The organism is Neobacillus sp. 114 (genome assembly GCF_030127045.1).
Classification (GTDB): Bacteria; Bacillota; Bacilli; order Bacillales; family Cytobacillaceae; genus Neobacillus; species Neobacillus rhizophilus.
Map to the genome: position 1 here is coordinate 3,555,387 of NZ_CP126144.1, position 21,486 is coordinate 3,576,872.

The 21,486-nt window shown below is 39.8% G+C and carries 15 protein-coding genes; 3 read left to right on the plus strand and 12 right to left on the minus strand.

The window, feature by feature from the left end; translation table 11 throughout:
* Positions 1-73: 73 nt before the first annotated feature.
* The gene (locus tag QNN06_RS17355; RefSeq protein WP_284035545.1) at positions 74-736 is read right to left on the minus strand and encodes a TetR/AcrR family transcriptional regulator; all 663 of its coding nucleotides are present in this window, start codon (positions 734-736) and stop codon (positions 74-76) included.
* 631 nt (positions 737-1,367) lie between these two features.
* On the opposite strand from QNN06_RS17355, the gene QNN06_RS17360 reads away from it, so the two are divergent.
* The gene (locus QNN06_RS17360) at positions 1,368-1,769 is read left to right on the plus strand and encodes a hypothetical protein (protein WP_284035546.1); all 402 of its coding nucleotides are present in this window, start codon (positions 1,368-1,370) and stop codon (positions 1,767-1,769) included.
* A 325-nt stretch (positions 1,770-2,094) separates the two neighbouring features.
* Positions 2,095-3,900, plus strand: coding sequence for a multicopper oxidase family protein (locus tag QNN06_RS17365; RefSeq protein ID WP_284035547.1), 1,806 nt, complete (start codon positions 2,095-2,097; stop codon positions 3,898-3,900).
* Positions 3,901-4,164: 264 nt separating this feature from the next.
* On the opposite strand, the gene QNN06_RS17370 is transcribed toward QNN06_RS17365, so the two are convergent.
* From QNN06_RS17370 to QNN06_RS17405, 8 genes are all read right to left on the minus strand, one after another.
* On the minus strand, positions 4,165-6,141 hold the full coding sequence (locus tag QNN06_RS17370) for an acetoacetate--CoA ligase (protein ID WP_284037942.1): 1,977 nt from the start codon (positions 6,139-6,141) through the stop codon (positions 4,165-4,167).
* Positions 6,142-6,235: 94 nt separating this feature from the next.
* Positions 6,236-7,024, minus strand: coding sequence for an enoyl-CoA hydratase/isomerase family protein (locus tag QNN06_RS17375; RefSeq protein WP_284035548.1), 789 nt, complete (start codon positions 7,022-7,024; stop codon positions 6,236-6,238).
* 44 nt (positions 7,025-7,068) lie between these two features.
* Entirely contained in the window at positions 7,069-8,247 is a 1,179-nt protein-coding gene (locus QNN06_RS17380) for an acetyl-CoA C-acetyltransferase (protein ID WP_284035549.1), read from the minus strand.
* Positions 8,248-8,401: 154 nt separating this feature from the next.
* Positions 8,402-8,698 carry an antibiotic biosynthesis monooxygenase family protein gene (locus tag QNN06_RS17385; RefSeq protein WP_213119524.1) on the minus strand — a complete coding sequence of 99 codons (297 nt, stop codon included), beginning with the start codon at positions 8,696-8,698 and terminating at the stop codon, positions 8,402-8,404.
* Positions 8,699-8,725: 27 nt separating this feature from the next.
* Positions 8,726-9,610 (minus strand): VOC family protein, encoded by an 885-nt coding sequence (locus tag QNN06_RS17390; RefSeq protein ID WP_284035550.1) that lies wholly within the window; start codon positions 9,608-9,610, stop codon positions 8,726-8,728.
* A 200-nt stretch (positions 9,611-9,810) separates the two neighbouring features.
* Positions 9,811-11,385, minus strand: a complete 1,575-nt coding sequence (gene mhpA / locus QNN06_RS17395) for a bifunctional 3-(3-hydroxy-phenyl)propionate/3-hydroxycinnamic acid hydroxylase MhpA (protein ID WP_284035551.1) — start codon at positions 11,383-11,385, stop codon at positions 9,811-9,813.
* A 450-nt stretch (positions 11,386-11,835) separates the two neighbouring features.
* On the minus strand, positions 11,836-12,813 hold the full coding sequence (locus QNN06_RS17400) for a fumarylacetoacetate hydrolase family protein (protein WP_217036875.1): 978 nt from the start codon (positions 12,811-12,813) through the stop codon (positions 11,836-11,838).
* Positions 12,814-12,861: 48 nt separating this feature from the next.
* On the minus strand, positions 12,862-13,578 hold the full coding sequence (locus QNN06_RS17405) for a FadR/GntR family transcriptional regulator (protein ID WP_217036874.1): 717 nt from the start codon (positions 13,576-13,578) through the stop codon (positions 12,862-12,864).
* 807 nt (positions 13,579-14,385) lie between these two features.
* Between QNN06_RS17405 and QNN06_RS17410 the strand changes: the two genes are divergently transcribed.
* Entirely contained in the window at positions 14,386-14,868 is a 483-nt protein-coding gene (locus QNN06_RS17410) for a sigma-70 family RNA polymerase sigma factor (protein WP_284035552.1), read from the plus strand.
* A 258-nt stretch (positions 14,869-15,126) separates the two neighbouring features.
* On the opposite strand, the gene QNN06_RS17415 is transcribed toward QNN06_RS17410, so the two are convergent.
* From QNN06_RS17415 to QNN06_RS17425, 3 genes are all read right to left on the minus strand, one after another.
* Complete coding sequence (locus QNN06_RS17415) at positions 15,127-15,345, minus strand: helix-turn-helix domain-containing protein (RefSeq protein ID WP_064551977.1); 219 nt, start codon at positions 15,343-15,345, stop codon at positions 15,127-15,129.
* A gap of 10 nt (positions 15,346-15,355) precedes the next feature.
* A complete protein-coding gene (locus tag QNN06_RS17420; RefSeq protein WP_217036869.1) occupies positions 15,356-15,841 on the minus strand; it encodes a DUF2975 domain-containing protein in 486 nt (161 codons plus the stop codon).
* 372 nt (positions 15,842-16,213) lie between these two features.
* Positions 16,214-21,259, minus strand: coding sequence for a lamin tail domain-containing metallophosphoesterase family protein (locus QNN06_RS17425; RefSeq protein WP_284035553.1), 5,046 nt, complete (start codon positions 21,257-21,259; stop codon positions 16,214-16,216).
* Positions 21,260-21,486 lie beyond the last annotated feature (227 nt).

Below are 21,486 nucleotides of genomic sequence, written 5' to 3' on the forward strand. Positions count from 1 at the left end.
CCAAAAAAAAGACCGACTAGTTGGTCTGCCAAAATCGCAAATAATGGCAAAATTTTAGACAAACCAACTATTTTCACTTAAAAAAGTTATCTCCTAATCGTAATTCTTCGGGATAGGAGTTTAGGAAGAACTTAGAAAACTTATGATTTTCACTCGCCGCTTTTGTTAAGATTGAATGTAGGATAATATCTGAATATATATCCGCAATTTCCTCTATTGTGTATCGTCCGTTTTTTTGATACCACTTATAAATCCAGTTGATCATTCCAAATATCGCCATAGAAATGATGGGTACCGGCAGTTCTTTACGAAACTCCCCACACTCGATACCATCGTGAATAACTTGAAACATTAAATTTTTATACTGATCTCTTTTAATCTCAATGTTATTAAAGTATTCCGGAGGCAGATACGAACTTTCTTGATAGAAGATCGTCACTTCATTTCTGTACAGATCAATCATCGTAACAAAGGATTTAATGATATTATGAAGCCTCTCGGTTGGGGTATTCCACTGCTCGCAAGCGGCTTGTCCCTTTTCCAATACGTAGGAAATAAATTGATCGTGGATAATATAAAGCAGTTCATCCTTGGATTTAAAATTATGATAAAATCCTCCTTTTGAGGCACCGCACTCTTTTACAATCATATCAACCGTGACTCTGTGAAAGCCGTGTGCTTCAAACAATTGAAGCGATGTTTCGATAATTCGTTCTCTTAAAGACTTTTTCGTCATTCATCTTCACCCTATTTTATTTTACCATTCCTTCTAGTAATTCAGTAATATCTGATTTCAAAATTTCAAGTATCGACAAAAATATTAGCAAAATGTAAAAAACAGAAAATCTATATTGTAAAACTTCTCTACCCAATAAATACTGAATAATAAAAAAAAGACCGAACATGCTGTAACATGTCCGGTGGTGCATGGGGACGGTTCTCGTGCTTCATTTTCACTAGAAATTTGTGAGGTTTGCTTTTAAACACACCTTATCTTCATATACATATTATTTGGCCTACTTAAAACATTCATCGACGATAAGATTTATAAAATCCCACCAACAATGTCAACTAAGTTGACATTTTATTGTATTTTAATTAAAATATAATTAGTGAACTTGATTAACAATTAGAGGAATAAGAAAAGCGATCATGTTTAATATAGTAGAAATAGTCACCTATGCTGCACTTGGTTTCTACAATATATATTACCTTAGAACAATAGATTAACAGTTTAAAGGTTTGATTAAACCAAAAATTATGGAATGAAGAAACATGAGTGATTGTTTTGGAGTGGGGATTTGATTTAATCATGAAGTCCATTAAACCCATTTAAAATCATGTATCTTAAGAATGGAGAATATTGCATGTATGAAAAACTTTATTTTATTTATAATCCGTTAACCGGCTGTAAAGATTGGGTATCTGAAAGAGAATTTAATATTGGCTCACTAAAACTGAAAAGTATATTCGGTGTTCTTTATTTTAGCGATTTAAAAATCATGTTACATTTTAATGCCCCTTTCAAGACTGCGATTGTAAAAGAATATAGGTTAGCAAATGAACAATCGATTGCCCTACATCATGTATGCCGATTGATAAGTCAAGCAGAATTGATGGAATTTCTAAACCTGGAAGCGAAAAACAAAGCTCAAAATGATAACAACGATGTTCCCTATCCATCTAGTGTAGAATTGAGAGATGGTTATTTTATTTGGAATGAGCATTCAGGTTGTTATGAAAAGGAAGCAGTTTTAACGACGGACTGATGATACCTAATAGGCGTAATAATGCACCTCAAGGGTGGATTATTTTTTTCGGTTAAATGACAGAATGGTTACGGTTAAACCCATTTAATATCCATTCCAACAATTTTCTGGTGCGCGGTGACGGTTCTCATGATCTAAAAGCTGACTCATGTTATAAATCAACCAACCTTCCTCTCGTACAAGCAGACAAAAAGTGAAGCAAAAGAACCGTCCCCATGCCTCATCATTAAATAAGCTGTTTAAAGTATATACGAATATCCAAACAGATTTATTGTACATGCATAGGATAAACATTGAATCTGTTTTTGAAAGGAGCAGCTAAATATTGTCGTTTTTAACGAAGTTTGTTGATGCTTTGCCTCTGCCTTCCGTGATACAACCTGTTGGTTATCGAGACGGAATCCCCTACTATGAGGTAACGATGAAGCAGGTTAGACAAAAGTTACACAGAGACTTACCGCCTACTACAGTTTGGGGTTATAACGGAATGTATCCTGGTCCTACATTTGAAGTTCTCAGGAATCAGCCTATTCTTGTCAAGTGGGAAAACGAATTGCCATTTGAACATCTTCTGCCTGTGGATAGAACGGTTCATGGTGCAGAACCCGATGAACCTTCTGTTAGAACGGTTGTGCATTTACACGGTGGACGTGTACGACCGGAAAACGACGGGTATCCCGAAGCCTGGTTTACGCGAAACTTTCAAAATTTCGGCAGCAAATTCTTGCATAAAGTTTACTACTATCCTAATTGTCAGCGTCCCACAACGCTTTGGTATCATGACCATGCAATAGGGATTACTAGATTAAATGTTTATGCAGGGCTTGCCGGCTTTTATCTGATTCGAGATAAAAAAGAGGAGAAACTAAATCTCCCACGTGGAAAATATGAAATACCGTTAGTGATACAGGATCGGTCATTCTATCCTAATGGTGAGCTTTTCTATCCATCGCAGCCAGGCCATCAACCACCTCCAGCACAACAGCCGCCTCCACCAATTTTTCCAGCTCCGGAGCCACCTCCACCATTTGATGAAAGTGCATTACCCAATCCATCTGTCGTTCCTGAGTTTTTCGGTAATACTGCTTTAGTTAATGGAAAAGTATGGCCCTATCTTGAAGTGGAACCACGAAAATACCGTTTCCGTATCTTGAACGGCTCTAATGCCCGGTTTTACCGATTACGGCTAAGCTCCGGCCAAGATTTTATTCAAATAGGAACGGATGGCGGCTTTCTAGAGAAACCTGTTAAAGTTTCCAATGCCACAGGGCTATTACTTGCTCCAGGGGAACGTGCAGATGTTATTGTGGATTTTTCAAAACATCGAGGTCAAAAAATCATCTTAACAAACGACGCACCAGCACCATTCCCTAATGGCTCCCCTGATAGCCCTCCCCTTCCGCAAATTATGGAATTTCGAGTTCGTAAAAAACGCTCAAAATCAGATAAAAGTCAAATTCCTAAAAAATTAAGCTGCTTAGAGAGACTCGAACCAAATGGTGTGACGGTTAGACAGAACTTCTTAATGGAAATTGATGATCCAGAATTTCCTGCCCGCTTAAAGCTTTTACTGAACGGTATGGATTGGAATGAATTACCGATTACTGAAACCCCTTATAATGGTACAGTGGAAGTATGGGAGCTGTACAACCTGACGGGTGACACACATCCCATTCACTTGCACCTCGTCCAATTCCAAATCCTTAATCGTGAACCCATTTCAATTGATGAAAATGGAAATGTCATTATTGTAGGTCCTGCACGCGAGGCTGATCCTAATGAAAGAGGCTGGAAAGATATCGTTCGTGCCAATCCCGAAGAAGTCACTCGTATTATTGCCCGCTTTGGACCATTTACTGGAATCTATCCTTGGCATTGTCATATCCTTGAACACGAGGATCACGAAATGATGCGTCCGTATGAAGTACTCCAAAATCCGAATTTCGACCCGTGCATTCCGATTCCAGAAATGTGTCCGGATGATTCGTTTACTCAATGCTGTCAAGAGGAATACGAACAATGTGGATGTAAAGAAGACCATGATGAGTCCAGTTCCCATTATGAATCGAGTTCCTATGATGAGTCCAGTTCCTATGATGAATCCAGTTCCTATGATGAATCCAGTTCCTAGAACCACGTTAATAATATCAAGGAAATGCGATAAAGAAAGACTAGCTTAAAAATCGGAGCTAGTCTTTTCATATTTCTTAATTACTGGAATGCTGCCCTCTAATTTGCCGACAATCCCCCTCTTTATAATTCACAATAAGTGGCTAAAAATTTTTAAAGCTTTTATTTGTATAAAAGAATCTAGGTTTTCAGCAGATGAAGTTAAAAAACAAGACGGTACCCCTTGCCTCAGTTTTTGAGGCAGAAGAACCGTCCCTGTGCTTCCTTATCTAGATTCTAACAATCTTTTAAATTCAACAAAGTAATCCAACGTTTCTGGATTGTTCAGGGAACCCAAGTTAACAGCTTGCTCAATAGGTACACCCATTAATATTTTTTTAATCGGCACCTCTATTTTCTTGCCGTTCAGTGTTTTCGGCAGTTCATTTACAGGAAAAATTTCATTCGGTACGTGCCTTGGAGAACAGTTTTGCCGAATGGATTGATTAATTCTAGTTTTCAATTCATCTGTAATGCTGAAGCCTTCCTTTAAAACGATAAATAAAGGCATGTATGATTGTTCGGCGCTTATTGGAATATCTACAATTAAACTATCGATTACTTCTGGAATACTTTCAAGAGCACTATATATTTCACTTGTACCCATTCGAATACCTCCACGGTTAATCGTCGCATCTGAGCGGCCGTAAATGATCGCCGATCCTCTATCGGTAATCTCGATAAAATCCCCATGTCTCCAAATATCAGGGTAAACATCAAAGTAACTCTCTTTATAGCGTACTCCATTCTTATCATTCCAAAAATAAATGGGCATGGACGGCATCGGTTCGGTTACCACAAGTTCACCGATTTCATTGATCACTCCTTCTCCCGCATCATTAAATGCCTTCACAGCTGATCCCAAAACACGAGCTTGAATTTCCCCGGAATAAACAGGCAGGGTCGGGCTTCCCCCCACAAACCCGGAACAAATATCTGTTCCACCGCTAGTAGAAGTCAGCCATATATCTTCTTTTACATACTCATAAACCCAGTCAAATCCGCTTTCAGGCAGTGGTGAACCTGTAGAGCCTATGCTTCTTAAATGAGAAAGGTCAAATTGTTCTTTTGGTTTAATTCCTGCTTTCAAACTGGCCATTAAAAAGCTGGCACTGGTGCCAAAGGTTGTCATTTTTGTAGATTCGGCAAGGCTCCACAATGTTTCATCATTTGGGTAGCTTGGATTTCCATCATACAAAACAATGGCCGCGCCTGTCAGTAACCCGCTAACGATTACGTTCCACATCATCCAGCCTGTTGTGGTGTACCAAAAAAAACGATCGCCCTTCTTAAGATCCACTTGAAGACCGAGGAATTTTAGATGCTCAAGCAGGATTCCCCCCTGACCTTGTACAATCCCTTTAGGTTTTCCGGTCGTACCTGATGAATATAGGATCCAGAGTGGATGATTAAAAGGCACCGGCTCGAATGTTAAAATGGCATCATCATTATCAGAAATAACCTGCTCCCAAAGGACTGTATTATTCAACTCGGATATTTCCGGTTGCGTTTCTAGATAGGGAACTAGAATTGTCTTTTTTAGTGATGGAAGGTCAGCTTGTATCTTTTTGACAAGCTCCAACCGGTCATATCTCTTACCCCCATACTGATAGCCATCAACAGCAATCATGACCGTTGGTTCAATTTGCTTAAACCGGTCAATGACACTTTGAATGCCAAATTCAGGTGCACAGCTCGACCAAACAGCCCCAATACTAGCACATGCCAGAAATGAAGTTAACGTTTCAGGAATGTTGGGTGCATAGCCTACGACCCGATCCCCACTTTTGACCCCTAATGACTTTAAATATGTAGCTATTGCAGCTGTTTTCTTTCTTAGTTCAGCCCAGGTAACTTCCTGAACTGGACGAATCTCGGATTGATGAATGACAGCAGCTTTTTCTGGATCTTCATTCCTGAATACATGCTCTGCATAGTTTAAAGTGGCTCCCTCAAACCATTTTACGTTTGGCATTTTATTTCCGGATAAAACAGAAGTGTAATCTGTTTCTGATTTTATATTAAAAAACTCCCAAATAGCTGTCCAAAAATTTTCAATTTCTGTTACAGACCAATCCCACAATTGATTGTAATCTTCAAATTTCAGCCCTCGATTTTCCTCCAGCCACATCATAAATTTCTTTATATTCGACTGATTTATCGTTTGTTGGGAGGGCTCCCAAAGCAACTTCCCTTTCAGCATTTCCGTTTCCAATCCGATCCCTCCAATTAAAGATCAAACTATGAATCAATGTAATTTCCTATAAAAAATTCACTATCTTACTAGGAGTCCAATCCTACCCCTTTAAAAAATCAGCTTCGCGCTTTTCAAGAAAGGCAGCGATACCTTCTTTTCCCTCGATGCTGCTTGCTCTTGAAGCGAGTAGCAAGGATTCCTTGCTCATTTGTGATTCCAATGTTTCTTGGAGTGAATGATAGAATAATTTTTTCGTTTCGCCGTATGCATTCATCGGTCCTTTTGCCAAGCTTTCTGCAACGCCTAGGACAACCTCCCATAATTGGTCATCAGGAACGACTTGATTGACAATCCCCCAGTCACATGCCTCTTCTGCGGTTAACTGTCGATTTGTATACATTAACTCAAGTGCGCGACGCATCCCGACAAGGCGAGGTAAAAAATAGCTGCCTGATCCATCAGGTGTTAAACCAATTCGGTTATAAGCCATCACAAATTTTGACTTCTCCGACGCATAGACTAAATCACATGCACATGCAAGACTCATTCCGGCGCCTGCAGCTACTCCGTTAACCGCCCCAATGAACGGTTTATTCATTCTTGCAAAAAAGGAAATCGCTTGATGTAAGTATGCCGTTACAGATTTCAGATGAGAACTTATTTCGTCCCCTTCCTTTGCGAAACTTTTTAAATCACCGCCAACTGAAAACTTATTACCCGCTCCAGTGATCACCACTACTCTAATATCATCACGCTCGGAACAAACAATCGCTGCATCCATTAATTCCTTGGCCATTTGCAAATCCAGTGCATTTCCTACTTCCGGACGGTTTAACGTGACAATTCCAACATGGTTTTCAACGGATAAACTAACAACTTTATTTTCCAAATCGATTCCTCCCTAAACCTAATAGTTTAATTGTTTTTTCAAAATCAGACCCTCTCAATAATCATGGCAATTCCTTGACCGCCGCCAATGCAAAGGGCAGCTAAGCCATATTTTAAATTCCTTTTCTTCAGTTCAAGCGCTAAAGAATAGGTAATTCTCGCACCACTTGCACCAAGAGGGTGTCCCAAAGCGATCGCTCCCCCGTTAACATTTACTTTTTCCTGGTTAATTCCCAATTCCTTTATGACGGCTAATGATTGCGCCGCAAAGGCCTCATTCAATTCAAATAAATCAATGTCAGCCAAGGTTAAGCCTGCTTTTTCTAATGCCCTTTTGCTTGCTGGTACAGGTCCAATCCCCATGATTTTTGGATCAACTCCTGCTACTGCCCAGGAAACAATTTTCGCTAACGGATTTAAACTATTTTCAATGACGTAGTCTTCTGAAGCTAATACGACCGCTGCAGCACCATCGTTAATTCCACTGGCATTACCCGGCGTTACTGTACCGTCTTTCTTAAAAGCCGGTTTTAATTTTGTTAAACCTTCTAAACTGACACTATCTCTAATATGTTCATCCACTTTAATAATTGTTTCTTTTCCTTTTTTATCATGGATGATAATGGGAACTACTTCTTCTGCGAAGCGCCCTTCATCTCTTGCTTTTCCAGCCTTTTGCTGCGAGGTAACCGCAAACCGATCCTGTTCTTCTCGTGAAATATTATACTTTTCTGATAGATTCTCTGCGGTCATCCCCATCCCGCAGCCGACATATTGATCAATTAACGTTTCCCAAAGCATGTCCACCACCACTGGTGCCTTACTAGGGGAGCCGAACCGCGTTCCTTTTAAGATTTGCGGAGCTAAACTCATATTCTCGGTGCCACCAGCCACAATGACCTTTGCTTCCCCTAATTCAATAGACGTTGCCCCTGTTACCATAGCCTGTAATCCTGAACCGCATAACCGATTCAAGGTAAGGGCAGATGATGACTCCGTTAAGCCGCTTTTTAACCCAATATGTCTGGCCAGATAGGCGGAATGTGCTCCGGTCTGGACAACATTTCCAAATACAATTTCATCCACATCGGAAGCAGGTATACCACTTCTTTCAAGTGCCCCTTTAGTTGCCGCCACGCCTAATTCAAGATCACTAATATCCTTTAATGAGCCTCCATACGTCCCAAAAGCTGTTCTTGCTCCATCAACTATATAAGTTGTCATGGTTTCTCCTCCTGTGCATTCATTTTTTCTTTTATTTCTTCTTTCTATATGTAGAATCCTGCAATTTCATTTAGAAAAAAAAGGGGGACGAAATAGTCATCTTATCTTGACCTATGTCCCCTGCGTTAATAAAAATTCATGTAAATAACCAATATTATAGTAATTTTATTTTTTCATAGTGCCCTGCATGTGGAACGTGTAAATAATAAGGGCCAATTATAGACTTCATTTCCTGATAATCTATTGAATTTTTAAACCCTGTTACATGGTCATCTACTGATTCCCATTTAATTAAAACCAAATATTTATTTTCTTGCTCCATGCATCGGTGTAGTTCATTTCCTAAGCAACCCTTTGCAGACGAGACGATAACGGCCGCCCTTTTAAAAGCGTTCTCAAATTCCTGCTCCGTTCCCGGTTTCACTTCAATCAACATGATTTCTTGTACCATAACGTTGGATCCCCTTAAAGAAACTTTTTATACTTTAGCCAAATCCAATTCAAACTCTGTTCCCCAAGCACTCAAAGCTTCCCAAATCTTTGGCTTGAGCGGAAGTACCTCATGCCATGGACGAGGCTCAAATATCCCAAGCTCTGGAATAAACACATCCATATCAATATACAACTCCACAACATTTTCTTCCGGATCATGATGATAAGTCGCAATATTATGTCCTGCAGTATGGCGGGAAGGACCCCAAAGAGTTGGACGCCCCTGCTTGGCCAATAAATCTGAGCTAGCATACTGATGACTTGCATCCTTTAATTGGAAAGCAATATGGTGTAAACGTGTCTCATCGGAAGCAACAACATTTAATACATGATGATCCGTGTTGCATGTTAAGAAATTAGCGAAGCCTACTCCAATTTGGTCAGTAAATGAGAAGCCTAATGCATCCCGGTAAAATTCAATGGTCTCCTGAAAGTTCTTCGCATAAAATGCCACATGCCCTAATTTAAGGGGAACAATGCCTGAAGAACCAAAACCAACAGCTGATTGCTCCATCTCTGTAAATAATTCAATGACATTACCGGCTGGATCCTGTAATTCTAGTAATCTTGAAACACCCGGCTTGGCATCTATTTTCAAGCTAGAAGCAATTCCTTTTGCATGTAATTGTTCCTGTACCTCTTCTAAAGTGAGATTCCCATCTAATTGGTAGCCGTATCTGCGAACCGCTTTTTCTTCTGCTGGCGTGATCACAATATTATGATGGTCGAAACCGTTACTTAAATAGGTAACTCCGTCCTTCTCCTCTGTAATCCGATATCCCATTGTATTAGTATAATAGTCGACCATGGTTTGACTGTTTTTTGCAAAAAAATCCAAGTACACTAAACGAAATATTTTTACGGTTGACATTGCGGATTCCCCCATAAGGTTTATTTTTAAAAAGTTTATAATCCTAAATTATTATTTTTTTAATAAAATATTGTATAATGTACTTCTAGACTTTCCCAAGTCTACCAACTGTTTCTGTTTTGCCCCAAACAAATCAGAAACGAATCATAAAGGATGCCCGTCCTTTATGATCATTCGGCAGCTGTCTTAGAAGTGTATGGTTATCTAACAGCTGCCTTATTCATGAACTGTCCCATTTGTTTGATTAAATCTTCAACTACTAAGGATAATTCAGCCAATTTTGCAGCGCCCCCAAACATATAATAATCAGGGCGGACCACAACAGCCTCTAAGCCAGTTGTATTAAAATACTGTTTGTATTTTCCTTCAATATCTAGTACCTGATTAGCTGATTCTATTTGTGTATCGTAGGCTTCAGAAACTGTTATAAATTTTGCACCTATGTTCTCAAGGAAGGTGATCTGTTCCTCCTGTAAAACGTTCCTAGGGTCACCTACTGGACTCATAATCATCCACCCATTTCCAACGACATCATCAAACAATCCAGTCTTGCCCTGATAGTTTACCTGACTCTGAAAAGATAGTTTTCCCGTGTAATCCCCTGGTTCCCCTAGAATGCCATCAGTCAAAAATGGAAATTCTGGCATAGGCGGCACCTTGCCGGTAAAGAATGCCTCATCCCTTTGTGCAGCAGCCTCTGGATCGGTTACACAAATCACTTTTCCTAAAAACAAGGCTGCTTCAACCACATCACGATTATGTGGTTTCCGTTCTTTCGTATACATATCGAGGAAGTTGTTATCCACTTTTCCACTTAAGACCAAATCAAGCTTCCAAGATAAATTCTTGGCATCACGAAGTCCTGCACACATCCCTTGACCCATGAATGGCGGAGTTAAGTGGACAGCATCGCCAGCCAATACCAGTCTGCCTTTTCTCCATTCATCCACCCATAAGGCTTTAAATGTATAAATCGCTTGCCGTTCCAAAACAGCATTCGCAGGAGTAATATCCCACGGCTCCAATAACTTCCATGCCACTTCTTCCTTATTTAGATCTTCCTTTGTTTCTCCTGGAAGGGCCATGAATTCCCAGCGCCTTCTTCCTGGACCACCTGAAACAACTGTAGTGGGACGAGCTGGGTCACATAGTTGTAAATTCATTGGTTTCCATTCCCTCTCGGTCTGAGGAATGATATCAACCACAAGCCAATCTGCTACAAATCCAAGATCTGTGATCGTATGTTCCATATTTCTTCGGACAAAACTATTAGCCCCATCACAGCCAACCACATATTTGGCATGGACTTTGGTTTCTACTCCCTGAAAATCCTTTACAACTAACTCTACATGGTCATCAAATTCATTTAATGCAACAGCTTCTTTTCCCATATTCACGTCTACTGTTGCCTGTTGGCGGCAGGCTTTGTCCAATAACCCTTCGAGCTCCGGCTGATTAAAGAATAAATGACCCGGCCATCCCGAAACCCCAAATTCAGAAAAGTTCAATTCTAAAAGAGTTTTCCGCTCAGCATTACACCAGGTGTATAAATCGTTGGCAACCTCTGTGATTCTCTCAATTTCACTTGAAGGAATAACCGATTGTAGAATCCGAGCAATTTCATCATCAAAATGAACGGCTCTCGGCAACGGATATTCGTGAGAAAATCTTTCATATATGCCAACCTTCCATCCTTTTTGTCCGAGCAAGGTGGCTAATAGCTTTGATACAGGACCATAACCGACAATAGCAACATCATGAATTTCTTGATTCATCTACCAAACCCCTTTTCAACTATTAATAATTGGATGAACCCTTCGTGTAAGCGGATACATTTAAAACAACTAGGCTCTGTTATAACTGAATGTTGATTTTACTGAGTTTGAAAAATAAACGGAAGAATTCCGTGTATTTTGGGAAATACTCTTATTTCCTTAAAAATAAAGGAAGTTTTTCCGGTTATGTCATCTAAATCTTTGGATTTTGTGTTATTTAGAGCAGTTAATCGAAATATCTTCGCTTATCTCTGCTTTTTAAGCTTCCTCTTTATACAATAGCCGTAAATTCTTCGCCTAAATTTTCATACCTACACGAAAATCAACCATGAATAATAACACTTATGATGCTTTTCAAAATGTAGTGCAAATTGGGTTAAAATAAAGGAAAGCTGGGATCAGGATGATTAGAACGACTTATGTAATTCCCAGCAATATGTGATAAGTAAATTAGGAAATGGCAACTTTACTTGGTACTACTTTGTTTACTTGCTCACCAAGGTCGATGGTTCCATCTGCACTTCTGATTTGGCAGCGAATCACGTCACCATCTTCAAGATATTTACCATTGTTTATTTGGCTTTCCACAAGTAAATCTAATTTCTGTTGGTATGGCAGTGCTAGGCTTGAAATTTGACCAAGTACATCTGGAGAGAGATTTAAGGCGACACCCCCTGTTGTACCGGTAATAATTAAATCTCCTTTTGATAGATTCATAATTTCTGATAGTTCAGTAAGTGTCTCTGCTGGTTTGAAAAGCAGTTGGTTCGTGTTGGCCGATTGGCGCAGCTCATCATTGACAAAACATTTTAATTCAAGGTCATGAATGAGAGCGATTTCATCTTTGTCTAATAAGTATAGGTACGGCCCTGTAGGTCCAAATGTTCGGTAGCTTTTCCCTTTTAACCATTGACCTTCGCAAAGCTGGACATCCCTTGCAGATACATCATTCATAATGACAAGACCCGCAACATATTGATGAAGGGTTTCATCTGTCACTTCTACGGCTTGGGAAATCTCAGTTCCTAAAACTAATCCTAATTCAATTTCATAGTCTAATAGCTGCACATGTGATGGTCGGATAATTTCCGAATACGCTCCACAAAGTGAGCTATCTGCCTTGCCAAAAATCAGGTTAAACGGCGGGCGCGTTGCTTCCAAGCCAGCTTCAGCACGGTGAGAAGAATAATTTGCACCTTGGCAGACAATTCTTGCCGGCTGTGTTACCGGGCTTAGGACCGTCACTTCATCTAATGAAACAGTCTCACCAGTTCCACTTTCTTTTACTTGTCTAGCCTCTTCTACACCTTCTTCTAAAAATTGTGCTAATGAGCTATAAGAATTTTTCAGGGCAAGAATTTGATTGTTTGAAACAACTCCCCAATTCTCTTTACCATCCTTTTCGAATCTTACAACTTGTAATCCCATTTTTTTGCTCCTCTCTAAGTCGATCTATTTTTTAGTAAAAAGTTAGCTTTAAAACCCATATATTTTTTCTAAAATACTTTTCACACGTAAGATTAATTCCGTCATTTTTTGTCGGGCCAACTCTTCATCCCTTGCAATAACGGCATCGTAGATAGCACGGTGTCTATCCAGCACTTCTTTTGTTGGCGTATCATAAGGTGATTCCGGAAAATCCTTGGCAGCCTGTATCGTTTTTTCGCGGCTTTTAACTAGTGCTTTTCGAAGTGTTTTAACTGTGTTAATAATGAGATCGTTGTAGGAAGCCTGCAGGATTCTTTCATGAAAATCATAATCCGCACTTGCCCAGGCCTTTTCATCCCCAATTGATTGCTCCAGACGCTCAAAAGCATCAGTTATTTTCATCATGTCTTGATCAGTTGCCCGTTTAGCCGCCAATGCTGCGGCCGTCGGTTCAAGGCCCAATCTCACTTCTGTCAAATGCACTAAAAAGTCGGTATTATTCTCGTCCTCTACGACCCAAGTTAATACATCAAGATTCCACCATTGCCAATCAGAACGGGGAAGGACAATCGTCCCAGCTTTTTGGTTGGATCTCACAAGCCCAAGTGTTGATAATCCTTTAAAGGCTTCACGAACTACGGTTCGACTTACCTCATATCTTTCACTTATATCTTCTACCTTTGGTAATATCTCACTTTGAGCGAATTCCCCTGTTACGATTTTCTTTCCAAGCTCATGGACTAACTGATCACTTCTATTTTTCATTTTGAAACCTCCTCCTCCCCTAGCATGGCTTTTCACCTTCAAAATAGAATACATAATATGAAATTGGTTTGGAGGTTATTTTGTAAAATAAACCGTGTCGGTGCTATTAAAATTGTAATTAAACACCTGCCTTTTTAAAGGGTATGCCTGAAACAAGAAATATTAAATATTACTTATCTGAATATTATAATAAATAATATTTATTATGCCGTCAATATTTTTTTTAAGAGTCATTATTAAATTTTTTTGCAGCATCCAATCGGAAATGACGGCAGATTTGTATAAGGTAACCAATCTTTTGGACTTCCAAAAACCAATATCGAGGCATGAGAACCGTCCGAGACTACTGAGAAGCAATAAGCCGCCCTATTCTGCCCGTGAGCACAAAAAAGGTTGCAAACCGGTAAAAATTATACCTTCTATTCTGCCCGTGAGCGCTACAAAAGTGCCTCACTGGTAAAAATAAGCAGTTTATTCTGCCCATGAGCACAAGAAAAGTTGCGCACCGGTAAAAATAAGACCTGCTTATTCATCCTGTAAGCCAAAGAAAATTAGCGCTCCAGCTCCTTATTAGGATGTAATTTTCAATGGTCTCGAACCGTCCCATGCCTCATTTTCTATACAATCGGTCGAAACTTTCTAAAATCAGCTCCAAATTGGAATTTAGAGAGGATAATTTGCAGTTATCGGGGGCTAATTCAGCACCAAATTAGAAATGAGTCGATTCGCTGAATTTGAGAATTCCCGCTATGGTAGAGATACCTGGGAATACAATGGAAATGCGCGCTTTCCTGAAAGGGTACACCGTTGGAAAGCTTCGAACAGTTAGCAGAACATTATAAGCCGATGATCCACAAGATCATCCACTCTCTTCATCTTTACACAGACCTGGAGGAATTTTATCAGCAGGGCCTAATTGCCCTTTGGGAGGCTAGCCAAAGATTCAATCCGGAAAAAGGGAATTTTACTAACTATGCTTATACGTTTATTAGAGGCAGCCTGCTTACGGAACTCAATAAAATGGCGAAGTTTAAGGAAATAAGTATTTGTCCAGCCGAAGAATTCTTGGTAATGGTTGCCGATTGCCAGCAAGACCTATCTTCAGAAAAAGAGATTCTATTAACCTACGCGCAAAGGCTGACACCGAATCAACGGAAATGGCTTCTGTACACCATCCATTCCGACCTATCAATCAGAGAAATTGCTGATAAGGAAGGTGTTACTGTATCAGCAGTGAAGCAATGGCGGGAAGGTGCGCGTAAGAGATTGAGGGAGTTAATCACAAACTGAACTCACGTCCTTGTCTGTTCGCTAATATGTATTTGGAATTAATATACGGTATTTATGTCTTATACTTTTGAATGTAAAAAGCCGAAAATATGCAAGAATGAATAAAAACTTGCGTATTCTTCGGCCTATTGATAATTGCTGATATTTCGATAAGTTTTTAAAAATATTATAAAATGAATAAACGCAAAGAAGGGATAGCTTAATGACTATCCCTTAAATTCTCCATTGACTCCCGTTAAATCAATTTGTTGTCTGTTTTTATTGAGTGTCTTCGTCGCTTTTGTACTCCAAAATATCACCTGGCTGACAATCCAAAGCCTTACATATCGCTTCTAATGTTGAAAACCGAACCGCTTTTGCTTTCCCATTCTTCAGAATAGAAAGATTCGCCATAGTAATTCCAACCCTCTCCGAAAGCTCGGTTACGCTCATTTTTCGTTTTGCTAACATCACATCAATATTAATAATAATTGCCATATCCTCCACCTCAGACCGTCAAATCATTTTCTGATTTTATGTTAATCGCTTCTTGTAGAAGCCGTTGGAGGATAGCAGCAAAAACGGCGATAACCAACGATGCAAAAATGATGATGAGTCCCACTAATCCAATAGGAGGGTCAACTTTCTTCGCTATAAAATGAAAGAGTGGCATACCTAATACATACAAACCACTGATTGTAATCGCACACCACTTTATGTTCTTTAACGCCTTTACAGATATTTCCGAGAACGCTGTGTTCTCGTCAATGTACCGTAAAAGGGTGAAAGCCTGATAGAGAGCAAAGTAATAAGGCACAGCCGCTCCATACATCACGATGAAAATGAGATATTTCATTGGGGCAATATTTGGATACAATGCTGCTGCAAAATTCGCCAAACGGGGCACTAAAAATATACATAAAGCAAGCACTGCAATTCCAGCCAGAAAAATAATTACCTTTAAGAAAGTGGTTGAACCTCGTTCACCATTCATTTAAAACACCTCACTTATTTAATAATAACATGATTTTAGCACATGATTTATCGTCTTACAATAAATTAATATTGTTTTTTATTGTATAATTATTGGTTAACAGAACATCCTTTTTATTTAAAGTAAAAGGATACCTAATCGTTGTGCGGATGTTAACTTTTTGCTACCCATTTTCATTGGTCGGCAGATGTTAACATTCTTATATACATAAACCGCTAATCTCTTACCATCGGCTTCATAGTATGTTGGATATACATAAAAGAAAGTATTTCGAGTCTTCCCTTCCATAATGTATGACTAGATAAGAGTTTATCCTATAACAACAAGACAAAAGGCGATGCGGACTCCCGCATCGCCTTTTACTTCTCTAAATTAAACTTCAGTTGTTTTTCTTCTGACTAACCAGGCTATACCACCAATGGTGATGATCATAATTCCGATAAGAATGATGTTAAAAGTATTGGTAGCTGTTGAAGGCAACTGACTGCCATGTGCTGCCGGTTTCTTGTCAGGGTCCTTTGCTGCTGGACTTTTTCCTTTTCCTAAGTCATCTGGCTTAGATGTAACAGGGGAAGTCCCATCGTTACCTCCTGGAATATTTCCCTGATCATCTCCCGGATTATCTCCTGGAACGGATGGTTCTGCCGGTGCGGCACTTTCATCCTTTCCTTTTGTAAAGGTCCAGATATCTGAAACAGCTTTTCCGGTATAGCCATCTTCTGCCACGGCATACCAAGAATAGGACTGATTTTCCGTTAATCCTTTCCACTCGGTTTGGACAATCGAGCTGCTCGGGATATTTTCAACCTTGCCGATTTCAGTATCGGTAAACACATTGACTGTAAAATAATCAGTAGCAACGCGCTTTAGCTGCGGCTGCAGGTCTACCTCTAAATTTCGCTCATCCTTTTCGGGGAATTGAGTTGGATCATAGAAATTATAATTGTCTAAATACGGTGAATACGTATTGACCATTATTTTATTATTTTTTTGATCAAAATGAAGCAGCTTCATGTATCCTTGGCCGCCCTCAGGTCCGCCCTGGTAGTCTCCAAGAATTTGATATACTTGGCGGTCCGGTATCCCATCGCCATTATCGTCGATGGCATCAACCAATGTTTCCGAATCATGATAATGACCGCTAAGCACGGCGATAACATTTTCATTTGGCAGCACGAGTTGATTATAAATCCGATTACCTAATGGACTGCGGTTGCCTGAAACAAGCAGATATTCATGGAAGCTCAGGATTGCTTTACGATGTGGATACTGTTTCAAGACATCACTCATCCATTGAATATCTTCATCTTCCACTCCCCAGCCCATGTACAGCATGATATAGTCATTTCCATTAGCAGAGATTAAATCATAGTGGCCGCGGTTATTTTTATACGATTCACCATAGTACGGCTTGTCCTTAAATCGGTCCTCACCAAACCATTTATAATATTGGGTATAATCACCTGTCTTATGATCGACATCATGATTTCCCGCCAAGACACCATACGGAATATGATTGTCATCAAGCACTTTCATAGACTGGTCGGCATTTTGCCATTCGTCTTCCATGTGGGCTTTGTCAACAATATCACCGGTATGGAAGACATATTTGATTTTCATCTCATCCTGCTTCTCGGCAATCCAATTTGTCATTCGTTCATAAATATGCGGATAGCTTTGTGCATAATATTGTGTGTCTGACATCCATACAAATGTATAATCATACTGGTCTGGTGACGATGGAATTTCGTCCTGGATTAACACATTAATCTTATGATCCTTAACAAAATCGCTGACCGCCACATTGCCTTTCAATTCAAAGTCTTCATCCCCGGCGATTTTATATTGAATCGTTGTCCAATCGCCAAGCTTATGATTCCATGCATACATGGCTACCTTTCTGCCCGGCAAAGACTTCCCTTTCCATTCCAGTTCGACAAGGTCTGTTTCGTTAATAGAAGGATCCACTTCTACCTCAAACCGCTGATATGGAAATTGCGTTGTTGAATCCGTCACTAAATATTGCTGATCCTGCCTCGAAACGATCGAAATATCATCCGCCGTAAATGCTTGCTCGCCTGCAGGAACCATTGTTTTTGGCGGTTCCGTATCTGCAGCATTTTTAAATGCCTTAACACGATCGGTTTGGCTGACATCATATTTAAACCCTTTATAGAAAGTAACGTCTAAATCATCGTTCGTTGGATCGGTTACTTTTACCTTTAAAGAAGGATTTCCATTTACCGGAGTTGCACTTCCATCTGTCGGTGATATAAGCTCAGGTTTGTTTGGATTTTCATTCGCAACCGAAAAACGAATGAGCTTCTCTGCTTTGTTTCCTACTTTATCAAAGGCTGTAATAGTCAGCTTATGTTCTCCAGGAGCCAGCTTGGATGAGGCTGTTTCATATGGTACTGTAATTTCCTGATCATCCAGCATGACTTGAAGTGTTTGCACCCCGGCAATAGCATCAGCTGCATCGGCTTCGATGGTAAACTTGCCTTTGTAATCCTTTCCGTCCTCAAGGTTGGTAGACAGCACAGGTGCGGTATTATCCACTTTTACTGAGGCGGTTACTTCCCCATCAGAGTCTTGCACTTTTACAATATGCTCACCGTCGGCAATCTTCGTGGTATCCCATTTGTATGATTTGGAAGATGCTTGATCCGCTGTAATCGTAAACGTAAAATCTTCAAACGGCCTGTAAGTTCCGTCATCCCCCATATCATAAATCTTGGTAGGATTATTTTTCACAGGGTCTCGTAAAATAGTACCATCTGCCAAAACTAACCTTACGTTTCTAATATCAAAATCATCACGATTTTCTTCGGACTCTTCCAATTGAAATGGTGATGCTTTATTGCCGGAACGAATGGTAATCACATTATCTCCAATTCTAAGGCGATCGGCATCAATAGGTACTGTAATCGTATCCCAATTTGTAATGGTATCATCAAAAATCCGGATAATGTCATCCCCCATGGTGACGCCATTTTGGAAAAAGAGATCCACACCGCTTGCTTCAAAAGCGAAATAGGCATTATGTTCTAGGGATTGGTAGGTATCTTCGGCCACCTCAGTTCCATCGATAAAAAGCTTCACTTTGTCCGGTGACTCCGTCTTGGATGTTCCTTTAAGTATCTTTTGTTTTGAAACAATTTCATTCGAATTCACATTTAGTCGCAAGCTTGAATCGTCAAGATCACTTGTTACGTTGATTTTAAACGTCTCACTTGCCACTTCATTGGCACCATCTGAAACAACAAAGTAATATTCCACGTATTGATTCCCAATGATTTCAGGAGAGTAGATCGTATGATGATACATCATATCATCGAAATCTTCTACTAACAGTACCTGGGTGAATTCCTGTTGATGGTTGGGACGATAAAATAATCGGACTGTTTTTACTTCCCTATCATCAGAAGCATCGGCAACAATATTAATGTTTTCCTTTTGATTCACTTTTGTTTCTTTTGTCATGTTTTCAATTACAGGCTTGATCGTATCATCACTTATGTGGACAGGCTTTGCCGGGACTTGGGATGATTCAACCGCTCCCGGTGTTGCATTTTTGACAGCAGCGCTTATTTTAACCATTTTCATCGATCCATCAAGCGGGTACTTATAGAAAATCCCTTTGTCCGGCTTGGTATCAAGGACATTGGATTCCTCATTATAGTAAGCAACGGCGATTTCCTTTTTCTTATTGGTTGCCACAACAAGGCCTCTTGTCGATGCATTAGCCATCCCTGCACTATAAATCTTAACGATATCTTTGTTTTCCACTAAGCTTGAGCCATAGTTTGCGTTAAAGTCAGCAACTGTTTTTTGCGTGTTTTGTTCATTAATAATCCAGAAGACGAGCGTTTTTTGAGAAGGAACCACCACATCATCCGGGATGGATGCCCAAATAACGTCTGTTGATGGATCGGTGCCGTACCTATACTGAATCTTGTAATCCTTAAAGTTTACATCTTTATCCGTATTATTATAGATTTCAATAAATTCATAGCCATCCGCTGATCCAACATTCGTGGAATCCGGTACAACTTCAGTTACTAAAAAGTCGGGAATCTTTTGAAAATCTACGTTGGGTTTCTTCACCGTAATGAGATTTTCTTCCGTCTTTGAACTATTTGTCCCGTCGGAAGCTTCGATATAGTATGTAAGATTGGACTCTATATTTACACCCGGGATTTCCGCGGAGTATTTAGTGGAATCATCCTTACTTGCATTCATCGAAATCGATGTAAAGGTTTGTTCTCCCATTGTTTTATAATAGAGAGTGACAAATGGCTTGGCCATGTTGTCTGTTACCGTTGCTTCAATTTTTATAGGCGTATAAGCATCACTCCCGGTTACAGGTGTATGGGTAATGACAGGTGCTTCCATATCCACAGGAGTTTCATCGATATTTACTGGCTGAGCCGGAACCTGTCCGCTTTCAATGGTTCCAGGTGTCGGTGGAGCGAGGACACGGTATTTTTCCATCTCTGTTCCCGATGCCGGATATTTGTATTCAATCCCTGCGCCATTGTTATCATTTTCATTCCCTAAATAGCTGGCAGATACAATTTCCGTCCCGGCCATGTCTTTAATCACAAGGGCACGCAACCCGCCGTTGGCAAACCCTGGGAACACATCCTTAAACTCGACAACTTGATCAGCAGTTAAATTCGAGCCAAAATTTGCATTAAAGTCTGCTAATGTATAGTTTCCATTATTGAACCAATAGACAATCGATTGCTGTGGTTCCAACGTAACGGAAGGGACATGGAAAGGCAATTCCTTTCCTGTGTCAGTATATTTATAAACAAATGAATAGTTCTCTAGTGAAAGTCGTTTATTGGTATTGTTATAGAGTTCAATAAACTCGTAATAATCCGTTCCTCCCCCTTTAGAATTTGGAGAAAGCTCGGTAATCAAAAGTTGTGGGAATTGATTAAAATCTTCCCCTTCTTGAATAGCACTATCGGTTTGATTTGCCGCTGATGGATTCGACAGAACTTCCTGCTGTAGGCTGGATTCAGGTGCAGCATTAACAGCCGGGGTATCCGCTGTTTGTTCGATTAGCTGACTGTTATCTAGTTTTGGATTTTGTATGGTATCCAATGAACTAGAATCTACCTGACTTTTACCTTGTTGATTCGGGTCAATCTGTTCAAATTGACCAGTACCAGATTGATTTTGATCTACTGGTTTACCTTGGCTTTCGCCCAACTGGTTCGGATCCGCCGCTTCGCTTTGGCTGATTTCATTCTGAGTAGCATCCACTGATTGTTTGTCAGATGCCAGCTCTTCTGCATAAATCCTATTCGGTGTAGCTGCCAAACTCAAGTTTGATAGAATAATTGCTAACATACATGCAAGTATCAGCAGCTGCCGCACTTTCCTACGTACTTTTACCTTTTTCATGGGCTCCCCCTCTTCTCATTTACATTACAACCATATTCCATTTTACCTAGGTATTGATAAGGGGATTTTAAGTAATTGTTAATATTTTAAAAAAATTGTTATTTTTCTGTAAAAACAAAAAATTCTTATCCTTTTCTTAACATGCTCTTCATACTGGTTTAAAGATTGTTTAATAGACTAAACATGTACCAGAACATCTATTGCTTTTTAGAAAAAGGGAGACATGT